At 52.3% G+C, this 21230-nt stretch carries 18 protein-coding genes and 1 pseudogene; 14 read left to right on the forward strand and 5 right to left on the reverse strand.

What is annotated here, in order from left to right; genetic code table 11:
- Positions 1–586 (forward strand): polysaccharide biosynthesis protein (locus A4E54_RS06445; protein ID WP_286725141.1); only part of this gene is annotated, 586 nt, incomplete at its 5' end.
- Positions 587–681: 95 nt separating this feature from the next.
- Here the strand turns inward: A4E54_RS06445 and A4E54_RS06450 are convergent.
- A complete protein-coding gene (locus A4E54_RS06450; RefSeq protein ID WP_286725160.1) occupies positions 682–1527 on the reverse strand; it encodes an Rpn family recombination-promoting nuclease/putative transposase in 846 nt (281 codons plus the stop codon).
- Between the two features lie 603 nt (positions 1528–2130).
- Between A4E54_RS06450 and A4E54_RS06455 the strand changes: the two genes are divergently transcribed.
- From A4E54_RS06455 to A4E54_RS06480, 6 genes are all read left to right on the forward strand, one after another.
- The gene (locus A4E54_RS06455) at positions 2131–3954 is read left to right on the forward strand and encodes an S-layer homology domain-containing protein (protein WP_240082497.1); all 1824 of its coding nucleotides are present in this window, start codon (positions 2131–2133) and stop codon (positions 3952–3954) included.
- 11 nt (positions 3955–3965) lie between these two features.
- Positions 3966–5540, forward strand: a complete 1575-nt coding sequence (locus tag A4E54_RS06460) for an S-layer homology domain-containing protein (protein ID WP_240082496.1) — start codon at positions 3966–3968, stop codon at positions 5538–5540.
- A gap of 69 nt (positions 5541–5609) precedes the next feature.
- Positions 5610–7463, forward strand: coding sequence for an S-layer homology domain-containing protein (locus A4E54_RS06465; protein ID WP_240082495.1), 1854 nt, complete (start codon positions 5610–5612; stop codon positions 7461–7463).
- A gap of 157 nt (positions 7464–7620) precedes the next feature.
- Positions 7621–8205, forward strand: a complete 585-nt coding sequence (locus tag A4E54_RS06470) for a molybdopterin-dependent oxidoreductase (protein WP_240082494.1) — start codon at positions 7621–7623, stop codon at positions 8203–8205.
- Between the two features lie 106 nt (positions 8206–8311).
- A complete protein-coding gene (locus tag A4E54_RS06475) occupies positions 8312–9808 on the forward strand; it encodes an S-layer homology domain-containing protein (protein ID WP_240082493.1) in 1497 nt (498 codons plus the stop codon).
- Between the two features lie 137 nt (positions 9809–9945).
- On the forward strand, positions 9946–11064 hold the full coding sequence (locus A4E54_RS06480; protein WP_286725147.1) for an Ig-like domain-containing protein: 1119 nt from the start codon (positions 9946–9948) through the stop codon (positions 11062–11064).
- Positions 11065–11100: 36 nt separating this feature from the next.
- Here the strand turns inward: A4E54_RS06480 and A4E54_RS06485 are convergent, their stop codons facing one another.
- Complete coding sequence (locus tag A4E54_RS06485; protein WP_240082491.1) at positions 11101–11982, reverse strand: Rpn family recombination-promoting nuclease/putative transposase; 882 nt, start codon at positions 11980–11982, stop codon at positions 11101–11103.
- Positions 11983–12273: 291 nt separating this feature from the next.
- On the opposite strand from A4E54_RS06485, the pseudogene tnpA reads away from it, so the two are divergent.
- The 4 genes and pseudogenes from tnpA (at position 12274) to A4E54_RS06505 (ending at position 15167) form a co-directional block, all read left to right on the forward strand.
- Positions 12274–12728: pseudogene (gene tnpA, locus A4E54_RS06490) on the forward strand (IS200/IS605 family transposase).
- Positions 12729–13052: 324 nt separating this feature from the next.
- Positions 13053–13778: an energy-coupling factor ABC transporter ATP-binding protein gene (locus A4E54_RS06495; protein ID WP_240082490.1), complete on the forward strand. Its 726-nt coding sequence runs from the start codon at positions 13053–13055 to the stop codon at positions 13776–13778.
- Positions 13760–14452, forward strand: coding sequence for an energy-coupling factor ABC transporter ATP-binding protein (locus tag A4E54_RS06500; RefSeq protein WP_240082489.1), 693 nt, complete (start codon positions 13760–13762; stop codon positions 14450–14452). Before A4E54_RS06495 ends, A4E54_RS06500 begins: the two co-directional genes overlap by 19 nt.
- Complete coding sequence (locus A4E54_RS06505) at positions 14442–15167, forward strand: energy-coupling factor transporter transmembrane component T family protein (RefSeq protein WP_240082488.1); 726 nt, start codon at positions 14442–14444, stop codon at positions 15165–15167. The genes A4E54_RS06500 and A4E54_RS06505 overlap by 11 nt, the downstream gene beginning before the upstream one ends.
- Positions 15168–15453: 286 nt before the next feature.
- Here A4E54_RS06505 and gap read toward each other — a convergent pair whose 3' ends face one another.
- Complete coding sequence (gap, locus tag A4E54_RS06510) at positions 15454–16464, reverse strand: type I glyceraldehyde-3-phosphate dehydrogenase (protein WP_240082487.1); 1011 nt, start codon at positions 16462–16464, stop codon at positions 15454–15456.
- A 332-nt stretch (positions 16465–16796) separates the two neighbouring features.
- Between gap and A4E54_RS06515 the strand changes: the two genes are divergently transcribed.
- Both A4E54_RS06515 and A4E54_RS06520 read left to right on the forward strand, forming a co-directional pair.
- On the forward strand, positions 16797–17633 hold the full coding sequence (locus A4E54_RS06515; RefSeq protein WP_240082486.1) for a DnaD domain-containing protein: 837 nt from the start codon (positions 16797–16799) through the stop codon (positions 17631–17633).
- 48 nt (positions 17634–17681) lie between these two features.
- Positions 17682–18416, forward strand: coding sequence for an ATP-binding protein (locus A4E54_RS06520; RefSeq protein WP_240082485.1), 735 nt, complete (start codon positions 17682–17684; stop codon positions 18414–18416).
- Positions 18417–18451: 35 nt separating this feature from the next.
- Here A4E54_RS06520 and A4E54_RS06525 read toward each other — a convergent pair whose 3' ends face one another.
- Entirely contained in the window at positions 18452–19324 is an 873-nt protein-coding gene (locus A4E54_RS06525) for a DUF2225 domain-containing protein (protein ID WP_240082484.1), read from the reverse strand.
- A gap of 271 nt (positions 19325–19595) precedes the next feature.
- Here A4E54_RS06525 and A4E54_RS06530 point away from each other — a divergent pair, with 271 nt between their 5' ends.
- Entirely contained in the window at positions 19596–20297 is a 702-nt protein-coding gene (locus A4E54_RS06530) for a cell wall hydrolase (RefSeq protein WP_240082483.1), read from the forward strand.
- An 80-nt stretch (positions 20298–20377) separates the two neighbouring features.
- Here A4E54_RS06530 and A4E54_RS06535 read toward each other — a convergent pair whose 3' ends face one another.
- Positions 20378–21220: an Asp23/Gls24 family envelope stress response protein gene (locus A4E54_RS06535; RefSeq protein WP_286725152.1), complete on the reverse strand. Its 843-nt coding sequence runs from the start codon at positions 21218–21220 to the stop codon at positions 20378–20380.
- Between the last annotated feature and the right edge of the window lie 10 nt (positions 21221–21230).

Genomic DNA, 21230 nt, shown 5'->3' on the forward strand with positions numbered 1-21230 from the left:
GGTGGCGGAGATGGTGGTGCAAAGAATATCGAAAACCAGTGACACCCGGTTCGCGGCGGTCCGTTTCGGCAACGTTTTAGGCAGCCGCGGCAGCGTGGTCCCTCTTTTCCGCAAACAGATTGCCGAAGGCGGGCCGGTAACAGTGACCCACCCCGAGATGACCCGTTTCTTCATGACTATCCCGGAGGCTGTGCAGTTGGTTATTCAGGCCGGCGCCATCGCCCGGGGCGGAGAGATATTCGCGCTGGATATGGGAGAACCGGTAAAAATTTTGGATTTGGCGGATAGTATGATCATACTGTCCGGCCTTGAGCCGGGGAAAGACATCGATATTTGTTTTACCGGGATCAGACCCGGCGAAAAATTGCATGAAGAAATACTTACCGAGGCGGAGGATGTCGGCAAGACCAAGCATCATAAAATCTATGCCGCCAAGCCTGAGAGCTTTGATTATCTGAGCCTGGAACAATTTTTAATCATGCTCAGCCGGCCAGATGTGATGAATTACACTTTGCTCGAAGATTTGTTGTATTCAATAATACCCGGATTTAAAAAAGATAAGATTAAATTGTTTCAAGTATCCTAAAGACAAAATTTATTATTGTTGATTGAACCGGCTGTTACACTCCCCTTTATAATTGATAAAGCCCGCTGTGTTGGTGCAGCGGGCTTTATCCGGGTTCATTCTTTGCGGAGAGCCGCAATTTCTTCTTCGCTCAGTCCGGTTGATAGGGAAATTTGTTCGTCTGTAAAACTTAATGATAACATTTTTCCGGCAATGTCCAGCGCCTTTATCTTCCCTCCCTGTTCAATCCCCTGTTTGATTCCCTGTTCAATCCCCTGTTTGATTAAATACTTTTCGCCGGATACCCGGTCCAGATACCATTTGCGTCTTTGTTGATAAGCCGCCCTGGCGAATTCGTCCGCGCTGGCCCGGGCTAGGATTTTTTCGGCCATCGCAATCACCTCGTTCCGTTTTTTAATAGTTTCGATTAGTTCCCGCTTTTCCGTGTTTGCCGCGTCTTTGATAAAGATGAGCCATTCTTCCAAAGTGGTCAGGCCGGTGGCGTCAGGGTGGCCGGATAGCTTGTTTAATTCCAGGTAATGTATCTCCAGATCGCCCACCAGTTGGAAACCGCACCGGCGTTCCCGGATGTCAAAGACACTGTGGTAGTGCTCATTTTCACGGATCAGGTTGAAGTCAAGGATATTAATGACGATGCAGGGATTGAGTTCAAAATAAGACTCGCCCGCTACAATTTGCTCGGCGTACATGGCGGACCAGTAGTAGAGGGAACGTTTGCGGTAGTTGTCCGTGTTTCTGATTTGTATTTCAATGTCCACCAGTTCGCCTTCGGCGGTCTTCACCTTGATGTCCATGATTGATTGTTTGGCGTCTTCAAAAGGTTTGTCGGTATAAGGGTTGAGGTAAATAATATCTGTAATTTGTTCATCCTCGTCCCGGTCGAGGATGGCGTTTAAAAGGCCGTCAAGACGGTTTTGCTCTCTCGTGAATTTCCGGCGAATATCTGTTTAAAGGCAAAGTCTATCTTGGGATCCATCAGTTCAATCCGGGTTTCGGACACGTCCGGCCACATCCCTCTCAGTTTATACTGCTATATTAATTATTATACCAAATTCCGGCGGATTATAGTAAGCTCTTGTCATATAGATTTCGCAAGTCTGACACAAGGTACGCATTAGTATGTTTATCTTGTTTATCAATATGCCGAACGTTTTTATGTTATGTTTTTGGGATTAACCCCAACTGGGTTATAGGCTGAAATAACGCAATTACAGGACATTAATCAACCAAACAATATTAAACAACAATACTGCTAATTGACATTTATGCCATGTTGTTTTATACTCTGTATTGTAAAGATGTGGTTATTAATACTATTGAGCTATTAATGTTAAATATTGCATTTCTAGCCTGGATCCATCATCTAAATTACACTTCAGTTGATTCAATAATTGATTCCAGCGCCTGCTCAAAGCATACTAACACAATAATCTCGACCTGGGGCAAAACATTGCAACTGTTACGTTAAATATTCCATCAACATAACTGGTCTATAGGCATGGCCGGCATGCGTCATCAAATTATTTCTTGGGGGGGAGATGTTTTTGCTCAGCCTTGAAAACAAGATATTGCGCGCCCTGTTCCCGGCGGTGATCGCCTTGGCCATGCTGTTAAGCCATGGCTTCGCGCAGCCGGCCGGGGCGGCGGAGGCCGCCGGCGACACGCTGTTGTCCGCGGGCGGGCTGAAAGAGGCGCCCGCCCTGGCGGCTGACGCGGCGCAGAACGTGATCAGGAAGCCGGTGGAGCTGACCTTCGCGGACGACGCGTCCTGGCGGGGGGCGATCAGCGGGGTCAGCGTGGACGGCGCGGCGCTGGAGGCCGGGAAATACGTCATAGACGCCGGCAAAATCACCATCGATAAAAGTGTGTTCCGGACGTCCGGGGATTACGCCGTCGCCGTCCAGGCCGGCGGCTATGCGGACGCGCAGGTAACGCAGAAAATAGGCCTGCTTTATATCACGGGCGACGGGGTGCCGCGGGAAATTGTCTTTACCCGGGCCGAACTGGCGGCGATGGAGCAGGAAAGGGCGGTGTTTTCCGCGACGAACGACTTCCCCGCGGATTTAACGGTGGCCGCGGCGGGGGTGCCGCTGCGGGCCTTGCTGGCGCAGGCCGGAGTGAAGCCGGAAGCCCGGATGATTACCTTTACGGGCAGCGACGGGTACAAGGCCGAATTCATGATCGATGAGTTGTTGAAAACAAAACGCTACATATTCCCCGACAAGACGGAGGTCGAGCCGCTAATAGCGCTGGAGCGGGCGGAGAGGTCCACTGATTTCAGCCAGGTGAGCGAGCAGGACACGCCGGTGCTGTGCATCGGCCAGCGGGCGCGGACTGAGCAAACCCTCTTGAGTTTCGTCAAGATCCTGCAAACCATCACCGTAACCACTGATGCTCCGGGGCAGTGGGCCGGGCCGACGGCGCAAATCATCGACCCGGCCACCCGGCAAAAAGCGGCCACGCCGGGCGGCGCGGTAAAGCGCGGCGCGCAAATCGCCCTGGCGGGCGACCCGAAAACAAAGATTTATTACACCACCGACGGCAGCGCGCCGGACCTCGACAGCGAGATCTACAACGCCCACGGCTGCGGGCCGCTGGCGGGCCAGGCCGAGCCGATCGTGGTGCAGACGGACACCACGGTCAAGGCTAAAGCCGTCGGATACGGCAAAAGGGACAGCGAGGTTGTTGCATTTACTTTCACGGTGGACGATACGCAGCCTGACCAGTCAACTGATGAACAAGTTGTTGAGGACAAACCTGCCGGGCAAGAAGCGCCGGCCGCTGAAAAAGGTACGGCCTTTACCGATATTCAGGACAGCTGGGCCAGGGAGGATATTGAATTTTTGGCGGCCAGGAAACTGATCCACGGCAAAAGCGATACCACCTATGAACCCGGCAGCGAGATCACCCGGGCGGAGTTCGCCGCCCTGCTGGTGCGAGCGCTGGGCTTGCCGGAAGGTGTTTTGCCGGAAGGGCGGTTTCAGGATGTGGCCGCTGCGGACTGGTACGCCGGCAGTGTGGCCGCCGCCGCGGATGAAAAGATCATCATGGGCTGCGCGGGCGGCTTCTTTAGGCCGGGCGCTCGAATCACCCGGGAGGAAATGGCGGCCATGCTCGCCCGGGCGGCGCGCGCCGCCGGGAAGGAGGAGACTTTATCCGGCGGCGGGCTGGAACAGCAGTTGGCCCGGTTCAAGGACCGGCAGCTGATTTCACCCTGGGCGGCGGAGGATGTGGCCATGGCTGCCCGGGCCGGGATCATCGAGGGCCTGCCCGGCGGTGACTTTTCACCCGGGGCTTATGCCGACCGGGCCCAAAGCGCGGCGGTTTTGAGACGGTTCCTGACTTATATTGATTCCAATACAATGTGAGGTGGATAGTGATGATTAACATTAGGGGGTTTAGACTTAATAAACTGCTGGCGGCTGTCGTGGGGTTATGCATAATCGCCGGGCTGCTGGCCGCGGCGCCGCCGCCGGGGGCGGGCGCGGCTGAGCCGGTGGCGCTGACGGTGACGGGCGACGGGGTGGAAAAAACGGTGCAGTTCACCCTGGCCGACCTGCAGGCGCTGCCGCAGAAAACGTACACTTACTCCGGATATAACCACTGGCCTTCTTTGCAGATTTTTAAAGACATGAAGGGGCCGACGTTGAAAACCCTTCTGGACGCGGCGGGATTAAAGGAAAACGCCACCATGATCAGGTGCAAACTGTCCGCGGATGTGTATAGCGAGTTTACCAAGGCACAGCTGCTGGACGAACCCAGGTATTATTTCCCCGATGGGGAAGACGAGGATAATCTGGGGAAATGGCCGCCCACCCGCAGTGAAAGAGGGAAAGTGCGGGTGGAAACGATGCTCGCCCTGAACGAGTCCAACGGCAAAATAATCTATGGCCAGTGCGCGCTGAACGAGCCGACTTGCTGCAAGAACCAGATGCTCGGAGGGCTCTGCGAGGGGGGAACGATTGAAGTAACGACCGAGCCCCTGGCGCAGTGGGAGGCGCCTGCCGCCGATATTCCGTCCGGCGCGGTTGCTTCGGGCAAGAAAGTAACCCTGCAGCACCGCGACGGGACGCCTTATCACGCCATCGTGTATTACACCCTGGACGGGAGCGAGCCCACATATGGAAGCAACATATTCAATATCAGCTACCCCACCTTCCAGCCCGAGTTGAACAGGCCCATCCCGATTAGCGGCAATATGGTCATTAAGACTAAAACAATAGGCATGGGCAAGTTGGACAGCGAGGTGGTCACTTATCAATACAATACGGGGTCAACGCCCCAAGCCGGCGCGGTTGAAGAAAAAACCGCGGACAAGGCAGAAGACGTAAACAAGCCGGAAAGCGCCGCTGAGGCGGGGGACAAGGCGGCGGCAGCGGCAAAACCTGAACATGCCAGGTATTTTACCGATCTGGAGGGGCACTGGGCTAAAGACGATATCTATTCATTGGCGGATAAAGGCATTATTGACGGGGTGACCGCGACGGAATTCCAGCCGGAAGAAAAGATCACCCGCGCCCAATTTGCCAAATTGCTGGTCACGGCGCTAAATATTGAAGCAGAGCAGGATGCGGCGCTTGCCTTCGCCGATGTGCCGGCCGGGGCGTGGTATCGCGATTACGTGGCGGCGGCAGTCCGGGCGGGATTAATTATGGGCTACACCGACAGCGCCTTTGCTCCCGAGGAAAACATCACCCGGGAACAAATGGCGGTGATCCTGGCCCGGGCCTTGCAAATGAAAGCACCGGAGGCGGCTTCCGGCGATGCCGGGCAAGTAATGGACAAGTTTGCGGACAAGGGAGAAATCTCGCCGTGGGCGGGGCGGGAAATAGCGCTGGCAGTATCGCGCGGTCTGGTAAGCGGCCTGAGCGCGGATACTTTCGGGCCGCAAATAACCGCCACCCGGGCCGAGGCGGCGGCCATGATTTTGCGGCTGTATAAGCAAGTACAGTGACCGTAAATGTTTCAAAGGTAAGTCCGGAAAGATTGTGCAGTAACTTTGAAGAGGTGAGTAAGAAGCATTATGAAGCCGCTTCGGATGGTCAAGTTATTAGCGTGTGTCTTGACGGTTCTGGCCGTGTCTTTGCTGCTGTCCGGCGCCGGTTACGCGGATGACGGGGAGGTCAAGGTGAATCTCACTTCGCACAGCTCCCACCGCGTGTACGGACCGGGCGACCGGGTTGAAATGGAGGGAACGGCGCAAAATCTAAAGGAAGTTTCCATAACCGTTCAGGATGAACGGGGCGAGTTGGTATACAGCTGCCGGCCCCAGGTGGAAAAAGGTGTTTTTACGGCCGGCTTCACACTGGAGCCCGCGGCGGCCGAAGGCAAGTACACCATTATCCTCGGCGGCGCGGACCGGCCGGAGTTGAAAAGGTATAAATTTTCAGTATCTTCAGCAGGGGGTCCCGAAGACCAAACGGCGGCGGGCGCTGTTCTTACCATTAATGGCGACGGGGTGGCAGAGGAAGTTTCTTTCACCCGCGCCGAGCTGGAGGCGATGAGCCGGGAAAGAGAGATATTTTCAGTGGTCAGCGACTGGCCCGGCAATTTATTTGTGGCTGCAGAGGGTGTGCCGCTGCGGACCCTGCTGGAGCAGGCCGGCATGAAGCCGGAAGCCCAGATGATTACTTTCCTGGGCAGCGACGGTTACCGGATCGACTTCACCGTGGATGAACTGTTGAACGAGCCGCGCTACTATTACCCCAATCTGATGGAATCGTCAACCGACGGCAAAGAAGCGGTGCAGCCGCTGATTGCCCTGCAGCGGGTGGAGGATGACGACGATTTCGCCAAGATGAGCGACCGTGACACGCCGGTGTTGTGCTTCGGCCAGCGGGCGCTGACGGAACAAACTCTTTGCGAGTATGTCAAAAGGTTGAAAACCATTACCGTCACGACGGAATCCCCGGCGCAATGGGAACCGCCGGCTGTAAAAATCATCGACCCTGATACCCGGCAAGAAGCCGCGGTGCCGGGCGGCAAGATTAAAAAAGGCTCGGAAATCGTCCTGACAGGCGACCCAAAAGTAAAAATTTATTATACCACCGACGGCGGCACACCAGACCTGGAAAGCAAAATCTACAATGTCAGCTTTCATGTTCCGACTTTAAACAAGCCGATTGCAGTGGAAAATGACATCACCGTTAAAGCTAAAACCGTCGGGTGGGGCAAGCGGGACAGCGAGGTTGTTACCTTTACATTTACAGTGGACGGGTTGCAGCCCGGTCAGTCAGCTGCCGAACAGGCCGTTGAGGATAGACCTTCCGGACAGGAAGCCGCAGCAACTGGAAATGGCGTGGCTTTTACCGATATCCAGGAAAGCTGGGCCAGGGAGGATATAGAATATATGTCGGCCAGGAAGCTGGTCCGCGGCAAAAGCGAGACTACTTATGAACCCGGCAGCGAGATCACCCGGGCGGAATTCGCCGCCCTTTTGGTGAGGGCTCTGGATTTGCCGGAGGGTGTTTTACGGGAAGGGCAGTTTCAAGACGTGGCCGGTACGGAATGGTATGCCGGCAGTGTGGCCGCCGCCGCATATGAAGAGATCATCACGGGCTATGACGGCGGTTTCTTTAAGCCGGATGCCTGCGTCACGCGGGAGGAAATGGCGGCCATGATCACCCGGGCGGCGCGGGCCGCCGGGAAAGAGGAGACTTTATCCGGCGGCGGGCGGGAACAGCAGCTGGCCCAGTTCAGGGACCGGCAAATGATTTCACCCTGGGCGGAGGAGGATGTGGCCCTGGCTGTCCGGGCCGGGATCATCAAAGGCCTGCCCGGCGGGGACTTTTCACCGCTGACAAACGCCGACCGGGCTCAAAGCGCGGCGGTTTTGAAACGATTCCTGACTTATATCAATCCCGCCGCGGCGCAGTAATAGAAAATGGTATTTAAAAATAAAATTTATCGTGGGATAAGTGAACTTTGGGTATGTAAATAAACGGCGATTTTGAGGCCTTATTCAAAGAGGGAGTGAGTCCGGGGATAAGCGAGGGATTGTTTGAGACGTGAATTGGTGCTCAGGGGGTGGCGAAATGCCTGAAAATAATGCTGATGAAAGTAAAGTGAAAGGTATTAGTAACAAAAAGTGGCTGGCCCTGGGGGTTGGACTGCTGGTCCTGATTATTGCCGTCTGCTCATATTTAACCCGGGAAAGCGGCCCGCAGGAAGGAACGGTGGTAATTAAAGCCGGCGCCGACACATTAGGCAGCTTTACCGTTGCCGACCTCCGGAAATTACCGGCCGTTGAAAAGAAAGTGATGGTTCAATCCAATTGCGGCAATAATTGCGGCAATAATAGCGGCAATAGCAGCGATAGCGGCGAGAACATCATTGAGTACGATTTTACCGGCACGCCGCTTCTGACTGTATTGAATAGTATTGATCCCGGTCTGGCCCAAAAGCACAAAAAAATCATTACCAGGGGGGTCGACTACTACAGCCAGGTGCTGGAAATGTCTGAAGTGCTGCAGCCGGACAATGTGTATATTGTTTATGCGGATAATGGCAAATCATTGCCAACCAAGGCAGGCGGGGAGGGGAGCCTGCAAGCCGTTGTTTGCGGCGACAAATCCGGGCAGCGCTTTACCAACTGGCTCGTGAGCCTGGAGCTCCAGTAAGCGCCGCCGGCGCGGAGTACGGGAGTGAGTGGCGGCGATAACGCCGTGTGGAGCGGCGCGCTTTACTGAAGATATACGTTTAATGTTTTGTGCGAGGTGAAGAGTAATGATAAACAGCAGGGGTTTCAAGCTGCGTAAATTTCTGGCCGCCATGGCGGGGCTGTGCCTGGCTGCCGGTTTCTTGTTCATGGCCGTGCCGCGGGGCGCGGGCGCGGTTGCTGAACCGGCGGCGCTGACGGTAACAGGCGACGGGGTTGAAAAAGAAGTGACCTTTACCATGGCTGATTTACAGGCGCTGCCGCAGAAAACTTACACTTATTCCGGGTACAACCACTGGCCGGCGCTGAAAGTTTTTCAAGATATGACCGGACCGTCGCTGCAAAGCATTTTAGACGTGGCCGGCTTAAAGGACAATGCGACTCTGCTCAGGTTGAAACCAACCGGCGGCAGGTTTGTGCACGCTGATTTCACCAGGGAACAGTTGCTGGAAGAACCCCGGTATTATTTCCCCGAGGGTGAAAATCCCGGCGATCTGGCGGATTGGCCGCCCATTCGCGGCGAGAAGGGAAAAATACCGGTGGAAACGATCATTGCTCTGAACGATTCCCAGGGCCGGATATGTTTTGGCCAGCGGGCGCCGAATGAACCCACCGGCGGTGATTGCGTGATGATTCAGGAAATGTGCAACGGGGGAGTCATTGAAGTGCTGACGGCGCCCCCGGCGCAATGGGAGGCGCCCACCGCCGATATCCCGTCCGGCACGGTTGCCCCGGGTACGAAAGTAACCCTGCGGAAGCCGGATGAGGCCGCGGATAATGTCATGGTGTACTACACCCTTGACGGAAGCGAACCTGATTATGGAAGCTATATATTTAACATCAGCTACCCCAGCTTCCGGCCGGAACTGAACAAGCCGGTGCCGATCAACGGCAATTTGATAATTAAGGCAAAAACCATCGGTTTCGGCAAATTAGACAGTGACACGGCAACTTTTCAATATAACATCGCCACAGGAACGGCAACGCCTGCTCTAGCCAGGGATTTTGCCGACATAGCAGGGCACTGGGCCGGGGACGACATTAAAGCTTTAGCGGAAAAAGGAATAATTGACGGGGTGACCGCCACGGAATTCAAACCGGAAGAAAAGATCACCCGCGCCCAATTTGCCAAGCTGCTGACCGCGGCTTTAAAGATCAAGGCCGGGCAGAATACGGGTATTTCTTTTGCGGACGTGCCCGCCGGGGCGTGGTATCACGATTACGTGGCGGCGGCAGTCAAGGCGGGACTGATCATGGGCTATAGCGACGACATTTTTGCTCCCGATGACAACATCACGCGGGAACAAATGGCGGTGATTATTTCCCGGGCGCTGAAAATGAAGTCGACGGCGGATCTGTCTCATAGTGTAACTGAGCAAATAATTGACAAGTTCAAGGATAAAGGGGATATATCGCCGTGGGCGGGAAATGAAATATACCTGGCGGTGTCTTGCGGCATAGTAAGCGGCGTGAGCGAAGACACCTTCGCCCCGCAAGTGACTGCCACCCGGGCGGAAACGGCGGCCATGATTTTGCGCTTAATGCGCTGGAGTGAAAAGCAATGAAGTTGAGAGGGCCCGAATTCAGACCTGGGCCATGGAAAGCCGTCGTCGTCGTAATGCTGCTGACCGCGCTGCTCAGCCTGTTGTGGGTTGCCGGGCCGGTCATGGCGAGCACCGGCTGCGGCACCGGCGTTGAAGGCGTGGCGGCCGACACGCTGACCATTAAGGTCGGCTATTTCGGCGGGCCCTATTACACGAAGAAGGTCTACACGCTTAGCGACCTGGACGCGCTGCCGCAGGTCAGGCAGGCCTATACCTTCATCGACAGCCTGCCGGCGGTGTGCGTGGACGCGGCCACGGGGGTCAAGCTGACCGATTTGCTGGAAGACGCCGGCATCGACGTAAACTCCGCGCAGAAATTTTATTTTTTTTCAACTGACGTCAAAAAGGGATGGTACCAGTGTTTAGACAAGTCTTTCCTGCTGGACACCCCCCGTTTCTATTATCCTAATCTGCCTGCAGGCTGGGATTACGAGACCGCCTCGTCCACACCCGAGGCGGTATACGGGGCGGTCCGGGTGGAGCCGCTCATAGCGTACAAGGACAACTGGCAACGGTTTGACGCCGCCCCGGATTTTAGCACTTACGATACCTCGACCAGGTTCAGGCTGCTGTTTGGTCAGAGCGACGCCGATGAGCATACTGCTCCCCAGTCTGTCAAATGGGTGCATGCGATCGAGGTGATGCTGGGCGGCACGCCGCCGGCCGGGGTCACCCTCGACCGGGACATGGTTAACCTCAAGGTCGGCAGCATGGTCCGGCTGAAGGCGACCGTGGCTCCGGATGAAGCCACGGACAAGACCGTGCGCTGGAGTTCCAGCGACACCGGTGTGGCCACGGTCGATAAAAACGGCCTGGTGACGGTTGTCGGCGAGGGTACGGCCACGATCACCGTGACCACTGTGGTCGGCAATTTGACGGCCGCCTGCGTCGTGAACGGTCCGGACCAGGATACTGGCGGGCAGGGTATTGCGTCAAACGACGCCGGTGAGACGCGGGGGACTCCTCCCGGGCCGCCGGAGTCCGCCCGGCGTTACCTGGCGGAAAAGGATGCGGCGGTTGCCGTTTCCATGGCCGCTGCGCCGGAACAATCGGGCTACCAGCCCTGGCGCGTATTCGAGATGTCGGCCGACGCCGTGCCCCTACGGCGGCAGGAGCAAAGCAAGGCGGGTATCTATGGGGCGGTTTTATTTATTATTCTGTTCCTTTTCGGGCTGGTCAGAAGATATAAGGAGTATTTAAGGGAAATAGCAACGTGACAGCTTTTGCGCCACAGCCGCGGCGTTTCGCTCCTGTCATTCTTTGCGGAGTGCCGCGATCTCTTCTTTGCTCAGTCCGGTCGTGAGGGAAATTTGTTCGTCTGTAAAATCTAATGATAGCATTTTTCTGGCAATGTCCAGCGCCTTTATTTTTTCTCCTTGCTCAATTCCTTGTTTGATTAAATACTCTTCGCTGGATACACGGTCCAGATACCATTTGCGCCTTTGTTGATAAGCTGCCCTGGCAAATTCGTCCGCGCTGGCCCGGGCGAGGATTTTTTCAGCCATTGCAATCACCTCGTTCCGTTTTTTAATGGTTTCGATCAGTCCCCGCTTTTTCATGTTTGCCGCGTCTTTGATAAAGATGAGCCATTCTTCCAAAGTGGTGAGGCCGGTGGCGTCAGCTTGGCCGGATAACTTGTTTAGCTGCAAGTAATGTATCTCCAGATCGCCCACCAGTTGGAAACCGCGCCGGCGTTCCCGGATGTCAAAGACACTGTGGTAGTGCTCATTTTCCCGGATCAGGTTGAAATCAAGGATATTGATGACAATGCAAGGATTGATCTCAAAGTAAGACTCGCCTGCTACAATTTGTTCGGCGTACATGGCGGACCAGTAGTAAAGGGAACGTTTGCGGTAGTTGTCCGTATTTCTGATTTGTATTTCAATATCCACCAGTTCGCCTTCGGCGGTCTTTACTTTAATGTCCATGATTGATTGTTTGGCATCATCAAAGGGTTTGTCAGTATAAGGGTTGAGGTAAATAATATCCGTAATTTGTTCATCCTCGTCCCGGTCCAGGATAGCGTTTAAAAGAGCTATTAAGACAGTTTTGCTCTCTTGTGAATTTCCGGCAAATATCTGTTTAAAGGCAAAGTCTATCTTGGGGTCCATTAATTTAATCCGGGTTTCGGACAAGTTGGTCCACATCCCTTTTCGTTTATATAGCAATATTGCAATATTGCTATATTAGTTATTATACCAAATTCCGGTGGATATAGTAAGCGCAACGAATATGTTTAAAAATAATTGCACCGCCCCCGTTGATTCTACTTTAGTAAGTTCTCCTGGCATGATTTTAGCCAGGAGAACAAAAAACCGCCCGCTATGCGGGTGGGATTCAATGCTTAAGCAAAGCAACACCTTTCTGCCTTCTGTTAAAATGATGAGTGTTCAAGCCATCAATAAAACAGAAGAAAGGTGTTGCTTATGGCAGAGAGTTTAGCACATACTAAATGGCTGTGCAAGTACCACATAGTGTTCATCCTAAATACCGAAGGAAAATAATATACAACGAGCTACGGGCAGATATAAAGGAGATAATTAAAGATTTATGTAAGTGGAAAGGTGTTGAAATAGTAGAGGGGCACATGATGTCTGACCATATCCATCTGTTGCTTAGTATTCCGCCGAAATATAGTGTGTCGCAGGTGATGGGGTACTTGAAGGGAAAAAGTGCGATGATGATTTTCGACAGGCACTCAAACCTGAAATATAAATTTGGCAACCGGCATTTCTGGGCCGAAGGATATTATGTCAGTATAGTAGGGCTGAATGAAAAAACCATAGCAAAGTATATACGCGAGCAAGATAAATATGATCAAATAATGGATAGAATTTCGACGAAAGAACTTGAGAACCCTTTTAAGGGTCCTGCCAAGTAATCAGTGCACATTGGCTTGAACGAAGTTTAAGCCAGCGTCATTTAGGCGCTGGCTAGTAATTAGCCCTTATAGGGCTCGTGCAAGCCACCCCATTTTGGGGTGGTCTTGACTAGATTTTGAAACAATATAACAATATGCGCGACGCAGCGATTCTTGCTTGAATAAACTACGTTGCAACGTGATTATACGGGCCATGGATTGACAATTATGTGATGAGGATTTATATTATGTGCATTAATGCAGCCAGATTCAGGCTGCTGGAGGCGTTTTATGAGCGGGCGGCAAAAATGGGACGGGATGTGAAATTCACTGACGGATGCTGTGGTGGCGCGGGGACTGACTTATCAATACCGGCCGGGCGGTCCCTTCATATTAAATAACATCAGTTTTCAGGCAGGCCGGGGAGAAATAGTGGTAGTGGCCGGCTTGAGCGGCTGCGGCAAGAGCACCCTGTGTTTTTGCCTGTGCGGAGCCATCCGCCACAACCGGGACGGCGTGCTGGCGGGGGAAGTGCTGCTCAACGGCAAGAACGTGCGGGAATTGAGGGCGGCCGGCCTGGCGCTTGAGGTGGGCATGGTCTTTCAGGACCCCGACACGCAGCTTTTTTCGCCGACGGTGGAAGATGAAATTGCTTTTGCCCCGGAGAATCTTTGTCTGCCGCCCGGCCGTATCCGCGAGCGAGTAGAGCATGTGCTGGATCTCCTGGGGATTGCCGCTTTAAGGGAGGCGAATCCTTACCGGCTTTCCGGCGGCGAGAAACACCTGGTGGCTTTGGCGGCGGTGCTGGCGCTTGACCCGCCGGTGCTGCTCCTGGATGAAGTAATGTCCAGTCTTGACAGCGCGGGCAGGAAGAAAGTGGCGGCCGTTCTGGAAAGACTCCGCGGCGCGGGGAAAACCATCATTGCCGTGGAGCACGACCTGGAGGCGGTTGATTTTGCCGACCGGTTGATGGTGATGGAAAAAGGGGCGCTGCTTCGTTATGGCCGGACGGAAACGCTTCTTGCCGACCGGGATTTTATGGGAGAGAAGTTATGGCATTCTTGGAACTAACCCGGGTTTCTTTTTCCTATCCCAAGCGCGGCAGGCGCGTGCTGACGGAAATCGACCTGGCGCTTGACCGGGATGAGATAACGGCTATCGTCGGGCCGAACGGCGGCGGCAAGACCACCTTGACCAAGCTGATGATCGGGGTTTTGCAGCCGTCCGGGGGACAGATCCGCCTGGACGGCCGTCCTCTGGCGGGATATTCGCTGGGGGAAATCGGCCGCCGCGTCGGCTACGTTTTTCAAAATCCGGACGTGCAGCTTTTTTGCGGCACGGTGGCCGAAGAGATAGGTTTCGGCTTGACCAACCGGGGTTATAAGCCGGAAATGGTGGAGGAAAGGATTCAGTTCTACCTGGATTATTTTGAACTGGGGGTCTATCGCAATGTCTTTCCCCTGCACTTGAGCCGGGGGGAAAAACAACGGCTGGCCATAGCCGCCGTGCTGGCCAACGAGCCTTTGTTCCTGATCCTGGACGAGCCCACCGCCGGCCTGGACGCTTACCGGAAAAAGCTGCTGGCGGATTATTTGCAAAAAATTGCCCGGCTGGGCAGAGGCATGATCCTGGTCAGCCATGACGAACCCTTTGTCGGCAGAATGGCGGAACGGGTGGTCGCCTTGAAAGACGGCCGGATCCAGTCGGACAGCGGGCGGAAAGGAAACGCTGCCTATGAAGCTTGACCCCCGGACCAAAATGGTGATGGTTGTTTGCCTCTCAGGCCTGGCCTTGCTTTATAACACGCCGGGACAACTGCTCCTGGTGTTTGCGGTTACTGTGGCGCTGTTAATGATTTTTCATTTTGAGCTTAGTGTTATCGGGGATTATCTAAAACCGTTTTTATCCTTGATGCTGTTTCTTTTGGTAATCCAGTGCGTCTTTTCGCCGGGGGGCGAGGTGCTGCTGGCCGCGGGGCCGGTGCCGTTGATTACCACCGGGGGCTTGAGCATGGGGGTTTGTGTCGTTTTGCGCATTATGACGGTTGCCGCCGCCGCCATGCTGTTCACGACGTTCAGCTCCAGGGACTTTATCCTGGGCCTGGTGCAGTGGAAAGTTCCTTATGAACTGGCCTTCATGGTTTCCATCGCGCTTCGTTTTTTGCCGGTTTTCCGGGATGAATTGAGCAACGTGGTTACCGCGGTCCAACTGCGGGGAGTTGAACTGAAGAAGGTCCCCTGGAGGGAAAAGATGGCGTTGTACCGGCGCTTGTTTTTTCCCGTGGTTTACGGGACCATGCTCAAGGCTCAACAACTGGCGGTGTCCATGGAGGCCCGCGGCTTCAGGGTTTATCCCCGGCGCACTTACCTCAGGCGGCTGAATTTGCTTGGCGCCGATATTGCAGTAATGCTGGTTTGCCTGGTGAGCACCATTATGCTTATCGCGCTGCATTTCACTTGAAGCCAGGTTGTCAAAAAGAGCCAATTAACGCGGCTTTGAGGATTGGGAGGCCTTTTTTATTATCTGTGAAACAAGCACCGATTAATCAGGAACGACGTATATTAATAAAAAAATAGGGAGGTTATAAGCAGTATGGAAGCTAAAGCGGAAGGTTTGGGCGGTATTGGTTTAATATTCCTGGTTTTCATCTTGCTGATTTTCGGTTGCTTCTGTTTCTTTATTTAACAGGTAAAAGCAAAATGAAAGGCTTCCATACCGGAAGCCTTATTGCTCGTTATACCGTTCACTAAATGCCCTTTTCCCCGATATGCGCGATAAGGTCGATAATCCTGTTGGAATAGCCCCATTCATTATCATACCAGGCCACTATATTGATCATGCTGCCGTCAATGACCAATGTGGACAAGGCGTCAATGGTAGCCGAGTGCGGATTGCCGTTGTAATCGTGTGAAACGAGAGGGAGCCCGCTGTAAGCGAGAATCCCTTTTAATTTGCCTGCCGCCGCGGATTTAAGCGTTTCATTAATCTCTGCCGCGGTGGCCGTCCGGGTAATTTCAGCGGCAAGCACTACTGTGGAAACGTTGGGAGTCGGCACACGCATGGAAAGGCCGTTCAGCTTGCCTGCTAGTTCCGGTATGACCAGCGCCACCGCCTTGGCCGCACCGGTAGTGGTAGGGATGATGGACATGGCCGCGGCCCTTGCCCGGCGCAAATCTTTGTGCGGCAAATCCAGAATTTGTTGATCGTTGGTGTAAGAATGGATGGTAGTCATTTGACCGTGCAAAATGCCGTACCCGTCGTGAATGGTTTTAACGATGGGCGCGAGGCAATTTGTGGTGCAGGAAGCGTTGGAAATGATCCGGTGCCGGGCCGGATCGTACTTGTCCTCGTTTACCCCCATGACAATGGTGATATCTTCATTTTTGGCCGGGGCGCTGATCACAACTTTTTTAGCGCCGCCGTGAAAGTGTTTTGAGGCGCTTTCGCGGTCGGTAAACCGGCCGCTGGATTCAACCACTATATCCACTCCATAATCGCTCCAGGGGATGGCGCCTGGTTCCGGAATGGCAAAGGCTTTGATCTCTTTGCCGTTAACCCGGAATTCTCTTTCCTCGTTCGCGTAAATATCGGCGTCAAGGTAACCATGCACCGAGTCGTACTGTAAAAGGTGCGCCATGGTGCAGGCGTTTGTCAGGTCGTTAACGGCTGCGATGTCGATATCCGTTCTTTTCATCGCCGCCCGGAAAACAGCGCGGCCTATGCGCCCGAAACCATTGACGCCAACTTTTAGAGACATGTCGGGACCCTCCCTTGAATAATATGCGGGCATTAAGCTTGCCATATAGGAAGTTTGCGCAATATATTTTCCTGCAGGCTTGTTTCAAAATCATTGGCATGTTGTTTTTTCTTATAGTTCCCAAGGTATATGAAAACTACTCGCGTTCAAATAATCTTGTTGAGACTGCCAAAGCTTGCGGACAACTTTGCTTACTATTAGTTAGGGGGAATGTGACGGAACGCAATGAAATGAGCAGCGGCCGTTTTACGGGGTAGAACGAGGGTGGACAAATATCCAGCCTTACCATAAAATAAACTATAAGGACAAACTAGGGGAGGTTTCACGTTCTGATGATTGAATGGCATAAGGAAAAAATTATCAAATGCGACCAAAAAGTTAATATTACGGCCGCCTTTGGATCAGAACTGGTGCTTGAGGGTTCAACGGCCATCCCCAATATATTATTGAAAATCTATAATAAAATCGGTATTTCCGACTTTCAGATGATCATGTTGATTCAAATGATCAGGCTTTATGTTGAGGAAAAAGAGCTTTATCCGAGTCCGGAGAAGCTGGCGGACTGCATGGAAGCCGATCCTGCCCGGATCGAAAAGGAACTGGCTGGCTTAATGGAAAAAGAGATTATCGCTGTCAGCGAATATTTTGACAGCGAACGGAAAGTAATTTTTGAAGGATATGATTTTGAACCTCTTTTTCTAAAGATTTCGGATATATGGGCGGGAATCCGGGCAAAGGATATCGAAGAGTCTGAAAGGCTATTGAGAATTACGGTCGACGGCCGCGATTTTGACGACAAAAAGTTTGATGACAGCGCGGCCGCCCTGATTCCGATATTTGAAAATGAATTCGGCCGGGCTCTGTCTCCGTTGGAAATTGAACAAATTGAACAGTGGGCGGAGGAAAGAGATCCCAGGCTGGTTGTTGAAGCTTTGAAGCAAGCTGTCTTAAGAGGCAAGCATAACTTCAAATACATTAACACTATCTTGATGGGCTGGAAAAAGAACAACCTGAGGACCCTGGAAGAAGTCGCGGATTATGACCGGGAATTTCAGAGCCGCCGTTCAAGCCGTACCGGCCAGGGGGGCGAAACTGGAAAAGGCGGCCTGAATAAAGCCGACAGAAACAACTCCCGGAAAAAAGCTTTCATTAAAACGCTGTACATATAAAAACGCTGTACATATAGGTATTATTTAAGGAAGATGAGGTAGGAAATATTGGGAAAGGCTTGCGATCTGTGCGGGGACCGCGGAATTATCCTGCAGGGAGATGTGGCGGTGCCCTGCAGCTGCGGCAGGCAAAAAGCTATCGCGAGGCTTTTTAGAAATTCCTGTTTGCCCCAAAAGCTTTTAAATTGTTCATTAGCCAATTTTAACTTCAAGTATTACGCCAGAGACTGTGTGGATGAAAGCAAGGGGATTTCTTATTATGAGCTCGCGCAGCTGGCATATCAGGCCGCCAAAAAGTTTATTGCGAAATTCTTGCAGGAACCCCGCACGGATGGACTGATGTTTACCGGCCAGGTGGGGAGCGGCAAAACTTTTCTCGCCTGCAGCATTGCCAACGCTTTATTGAAAAGGGGCAAAACGGCCCTTTTTGTGGTTGTGCCCGACCTGTTGGATCAGATCAGGTCGACATATGATATTGCGCGCAATGCCGGCGATTACACTGAGTTTGATCTGGTGGAAACCGCCAGGCAAGTGCCCTTGCTTATTCTGGATGATCTGGGCGCGCACAACTATACGGAGTGGTCAAGGAACAAAATTTATTCCATCATCAATTACCGCTTGAACCACTGCCTGCCGATTATTGTAACAACCAATATCACACCGGAGGATCTGGAAGAATACCTGGGGGAAAGGACTACTTCACGGCTGCTGGAGATGTGCAAGCCTTACCGCCTGCTGGTGGATATAGATATCCGCGCTGTTCAGCGCAAAGAAAGAGATTGAAAATCCCGCCCTTGCTCATGAGGACGGGTTTTTATTTAACATCGGTTTTTTAACTGTTGATTGTTCTCGCGCAGCATTTGCCGCACCTCGTCCCATAGTTCCCCGGCCTGTTTTGACACTATGGGATGAACAGGCCTGTGCCGGTTCAATAAAATCCGTTCCAGCCACCTGGCTGATTCATAATACCTGCCGGTTCTGAAATATAAAACGGCAATTAAGTATGTGATATTTAGTTCTTTCTGTATTTCTTGGAAAATTTCATTGTTATAAGCGGACACAAGGGATGAGAGCGCCTTTTCAATATAATCCGATTCTTTCGCCGGGTTGTTCTTATAACGGTACAGCCAGGCTATCTTTAAATACAACATTCCTTTTGTTGAGCCTTGAGCCGGCTTTCCTTGAAGCGCCAATAAGGCCAGCAGGAAAGTTTCCACTGCTTGATCCAGATTGCGGACGCCGCTGTAGTCTCTCGGCGGGCGATCAGGCAAAAGTTTTTCCAAACGCGATTTTATCGTTTTACGCTGCTCATCGCTCAAGCGCATCTTTTGGATCTCTTCGGTGTAAGCAAAACCGCAATGGGAACAAACCATTACTTCGTAATTAAGCGGGTTGACGGAATCATAGTATTTGCAGTAATCATTATCCATGTGGGTCATGCGCAGGTACTTGGACCTGACCTTTGGTGATTCGAATCTCTTGCCGCAAAGTGGGCAGACAGTTTTTACATAATACAGCATATCCTTTTCTTTAATATTTATTTCAGCTTTTTTCGCGCTGTCCTCGAATGTATCTTCACTAATATTTTCCAAATATTGCTCTAATGTTTCGGCGAGCACACTGTGCTTGCCTTTGCTTTTAAAGGCGAACGTATTTTTCCCCTCCGGGCACCGTTCTGCAGCCGTGTTCATATTATCACCTGCCAACTGAATTAATATGACTAAATTTTACTTTTTATTTGTCATGTTTTCTGTGACCGTTGTCACATAACAGCGGCAGATGAAATTTAAGCGTCGCCAAAGACCCTGGAGGAAATGGGCGCCATTTTTGAGAGAAGTATTTTTTTAAGGGGAAATGGTAATAATTTCAGGAAGAGTAAATAAATTTAACCTGATAAAGAAAAATGCATACAAACTTGATAGATGTGCAGAATATTTTTTGGATTCGGGAAAGGAGGAGAAAATGAGTAAATATGTTCCAAGACTTGCCGTAAACTTTTTTAAGGCAACGTTGTTAGCGTTAGCGTCATTGGCGGTATTGACCATCGCCCTGCCGCGCGGCGAGTGTTTTCAGAACACAGGTGCTCAAATTACGGACCAGTCCGATTCCACGTTAAATTGCATTGTGCAGGAGGGTGATACCTTATCTGATATCGCGTGCCGCCGTCAGGTGTCGGTCCGTGAACTGATGAAGGTCAACAATTTGACCGGTAGTTTAATCATACCCGGGCAAGTGTTGATTATGCCTGAAAAATCAAAGAGTGAAGAATCATTATCCCGTGGTGATGTTTCCAGGGAGGATTTAATGCTTCTGGCCAGGCTGATTCACGCCGAGGCGAGAGGAGAAAGTTTCGAAGGGCAGGTTGCCGTCGGCGCTGTGATTTTGAACAGGCTGGCCAGCCCGCATTTTCCGAAAACAATCCGGGAAGTAATATATCAGAAGAGCAGCCGGGTATATCAGTTCTCGCCGGTAGGAGACGGTTCCATCAACCTTGAGCCTAATGAAAAGGCGATGCAGGCTGCCGTGCAGGCGCTGCAGGGAACAGATCCGACTGGTGGAGCGTTGTTCTTTTACAACCCGGACATCAGCAGGGACCAATGGATACGAACCCTACCGGTGATAATCAGGATCGGCAATCACGTGTTTGCCTCAGTCACCACGTAAGGGAAAAAAAGGGGGTCAGGCTTTACTTTGTGAGATTCTAGAATCTCACAAAGTAAAGCCTGACCCCGCGGGAGGCGGCCTTAACTGGTCGCCTCTGTTTTTTTCGGGAAGCTTAAACCTTTAATTTTGATGTTTACTTCTTTAACCTGAAGACCGGTCATATTCTCCACCGCTGTTTTAATTTGACGCTGCAGCCTGCCGGCGACCTCGTGCAAAGCGCAGCCGAAAGAGAGCGTGGGCGAAATATCTATCGTAATAACGCCTTCCTGCTCAACTTTTACGTTAATCCTTCCGGTGCCGGCGACATTCTCGACAGACCGGGCGGCATGGCTGACAATAGCGCTTATGGCGCTGTCGGCTATGGTTAGCTTTCCGTTGGATGTAAATGTTGGCCGTATAACGGATTGCTCAAGCCAATCCTTCTTGCCGGGTGTTCCTTTTTTCCTTAGAAAAACACGGAGCGGGTCCACCAGGATGCCCGGGAAGCTTTTTTTCACTTCCAGAATAGGGGCGGGGATAACATGCCTGCTGAACCTTGTCCGGTGGAACTTGGCTTTTCTAATTTCCTTTTCACTGGCGATTTCTTCGATTTTCGTTATATTTGACGGCTGCGGCAGTTCAAGCCGGCCGGCGATGCGCTGAACCATACCGACAGATGTGCCTAAAATCAACACTTTTTCCGGGGCGACCCGGGAAAGCGTTGATTTTATTTCTTGCGCCTGCCGGTTATCCATAAATAGAGCCGCTTTTATCGCGCCTATTCTGGTAGGCTGGCGTTTGGCCGATGAACCGGCGATAATCCGGTTGCCTTGAATCAGCAGGCCGTCGTCGATGATGGCCTGCGCTCCAAGTTTATTGGCTACAATGGCGGCCCGGTGGCTTTTGCCCGTGCCGCTGGGGCCGACTAGAGCATAGACTTCCAAAAAAGAGCAC

The organism is Pelotomaculum sp. PtaB.Bin117 (assembly GCF_002067195.1).
Lineage (GTDB): Bacteria > Bacillota > Desulfotomaculia > Desulfotomaculales > Pelotomaculaceae > Pelotomaculum_D > Pelotomaculum_D terephthalicicum.

Bases quoted from the DNA above. Each gene is read 5' to 3' on its own strand.
- A4E54_RS06460 (WP_240082496.1), top strand. From the start codon at position 3,966: ATGATTAACATTAGGGGGTTTAGACTTAATAAACTGCTGGCGGCTGTC.
- A4E54_RS06465 (WP_240082495.1), top strand. From the start codon at position 5,610: ATGAAGCCGCTTCGGATGGTCAAGTTATTAGCGTGTGTCTTGACGGTT.
- A4E54_RS06470 (WP_240082494.1), top strand. From the start codon at position 7,621: ATGCCTGAAAATAATGCTGATGAAAGTAAAGTGAAAGGTATTAGTAAC.
- A4E54_RS06475 (WP_240082493.1), top strand. From the start codon at position 8,312: ATGATAAACAGCAGGGGTTTCAAGCTGCGTAAATTTCTGGCCGCCATG.
- A4E54_RS06500 (WP_240082489.1), top strand. From the start codon at position 13,760: ATGGCATTCTTGGAACTAACCCGGGTTTCTTTTTCCTATCCCAAGCGC.
- A4E54_RS06505 (WP_240082488.1), top strand. From the start codon at position 14,442: ATGAAGCTTGACCCCCGGACCAAAATGGTGATGGTTGTTTGCCTCTCA.
- gap (WP_240082487.1), bottom strand. From the start codon at position 16,464: ATGTCTCTAAAAGTTGGCGTCAATGGTTTCGGGCGCATAGGCCGCGCT.
- A4E54_RS06515 (WP_240082486.1), top strand. From the start codon at position 16,797: ATGATTGAATGGCATAAGGAAAAAATTATCAAATGCGACCAAAAAGTT.
- A4E54_RS06525 (WP_240082484.1), bottom strand. From the start codon at position 19,324: ATGAACACGGCTGCAGAACGGTGCCCGGAGGGGAAAAATACGTTCGCC.
- A4E54_RS06530 (WP_240082483.1), top strand. From the start codon at position 19,596: ATGAGTAAATATGTTCCAAGACTTGCCGTAAACTTTTTTAAGGCAACG.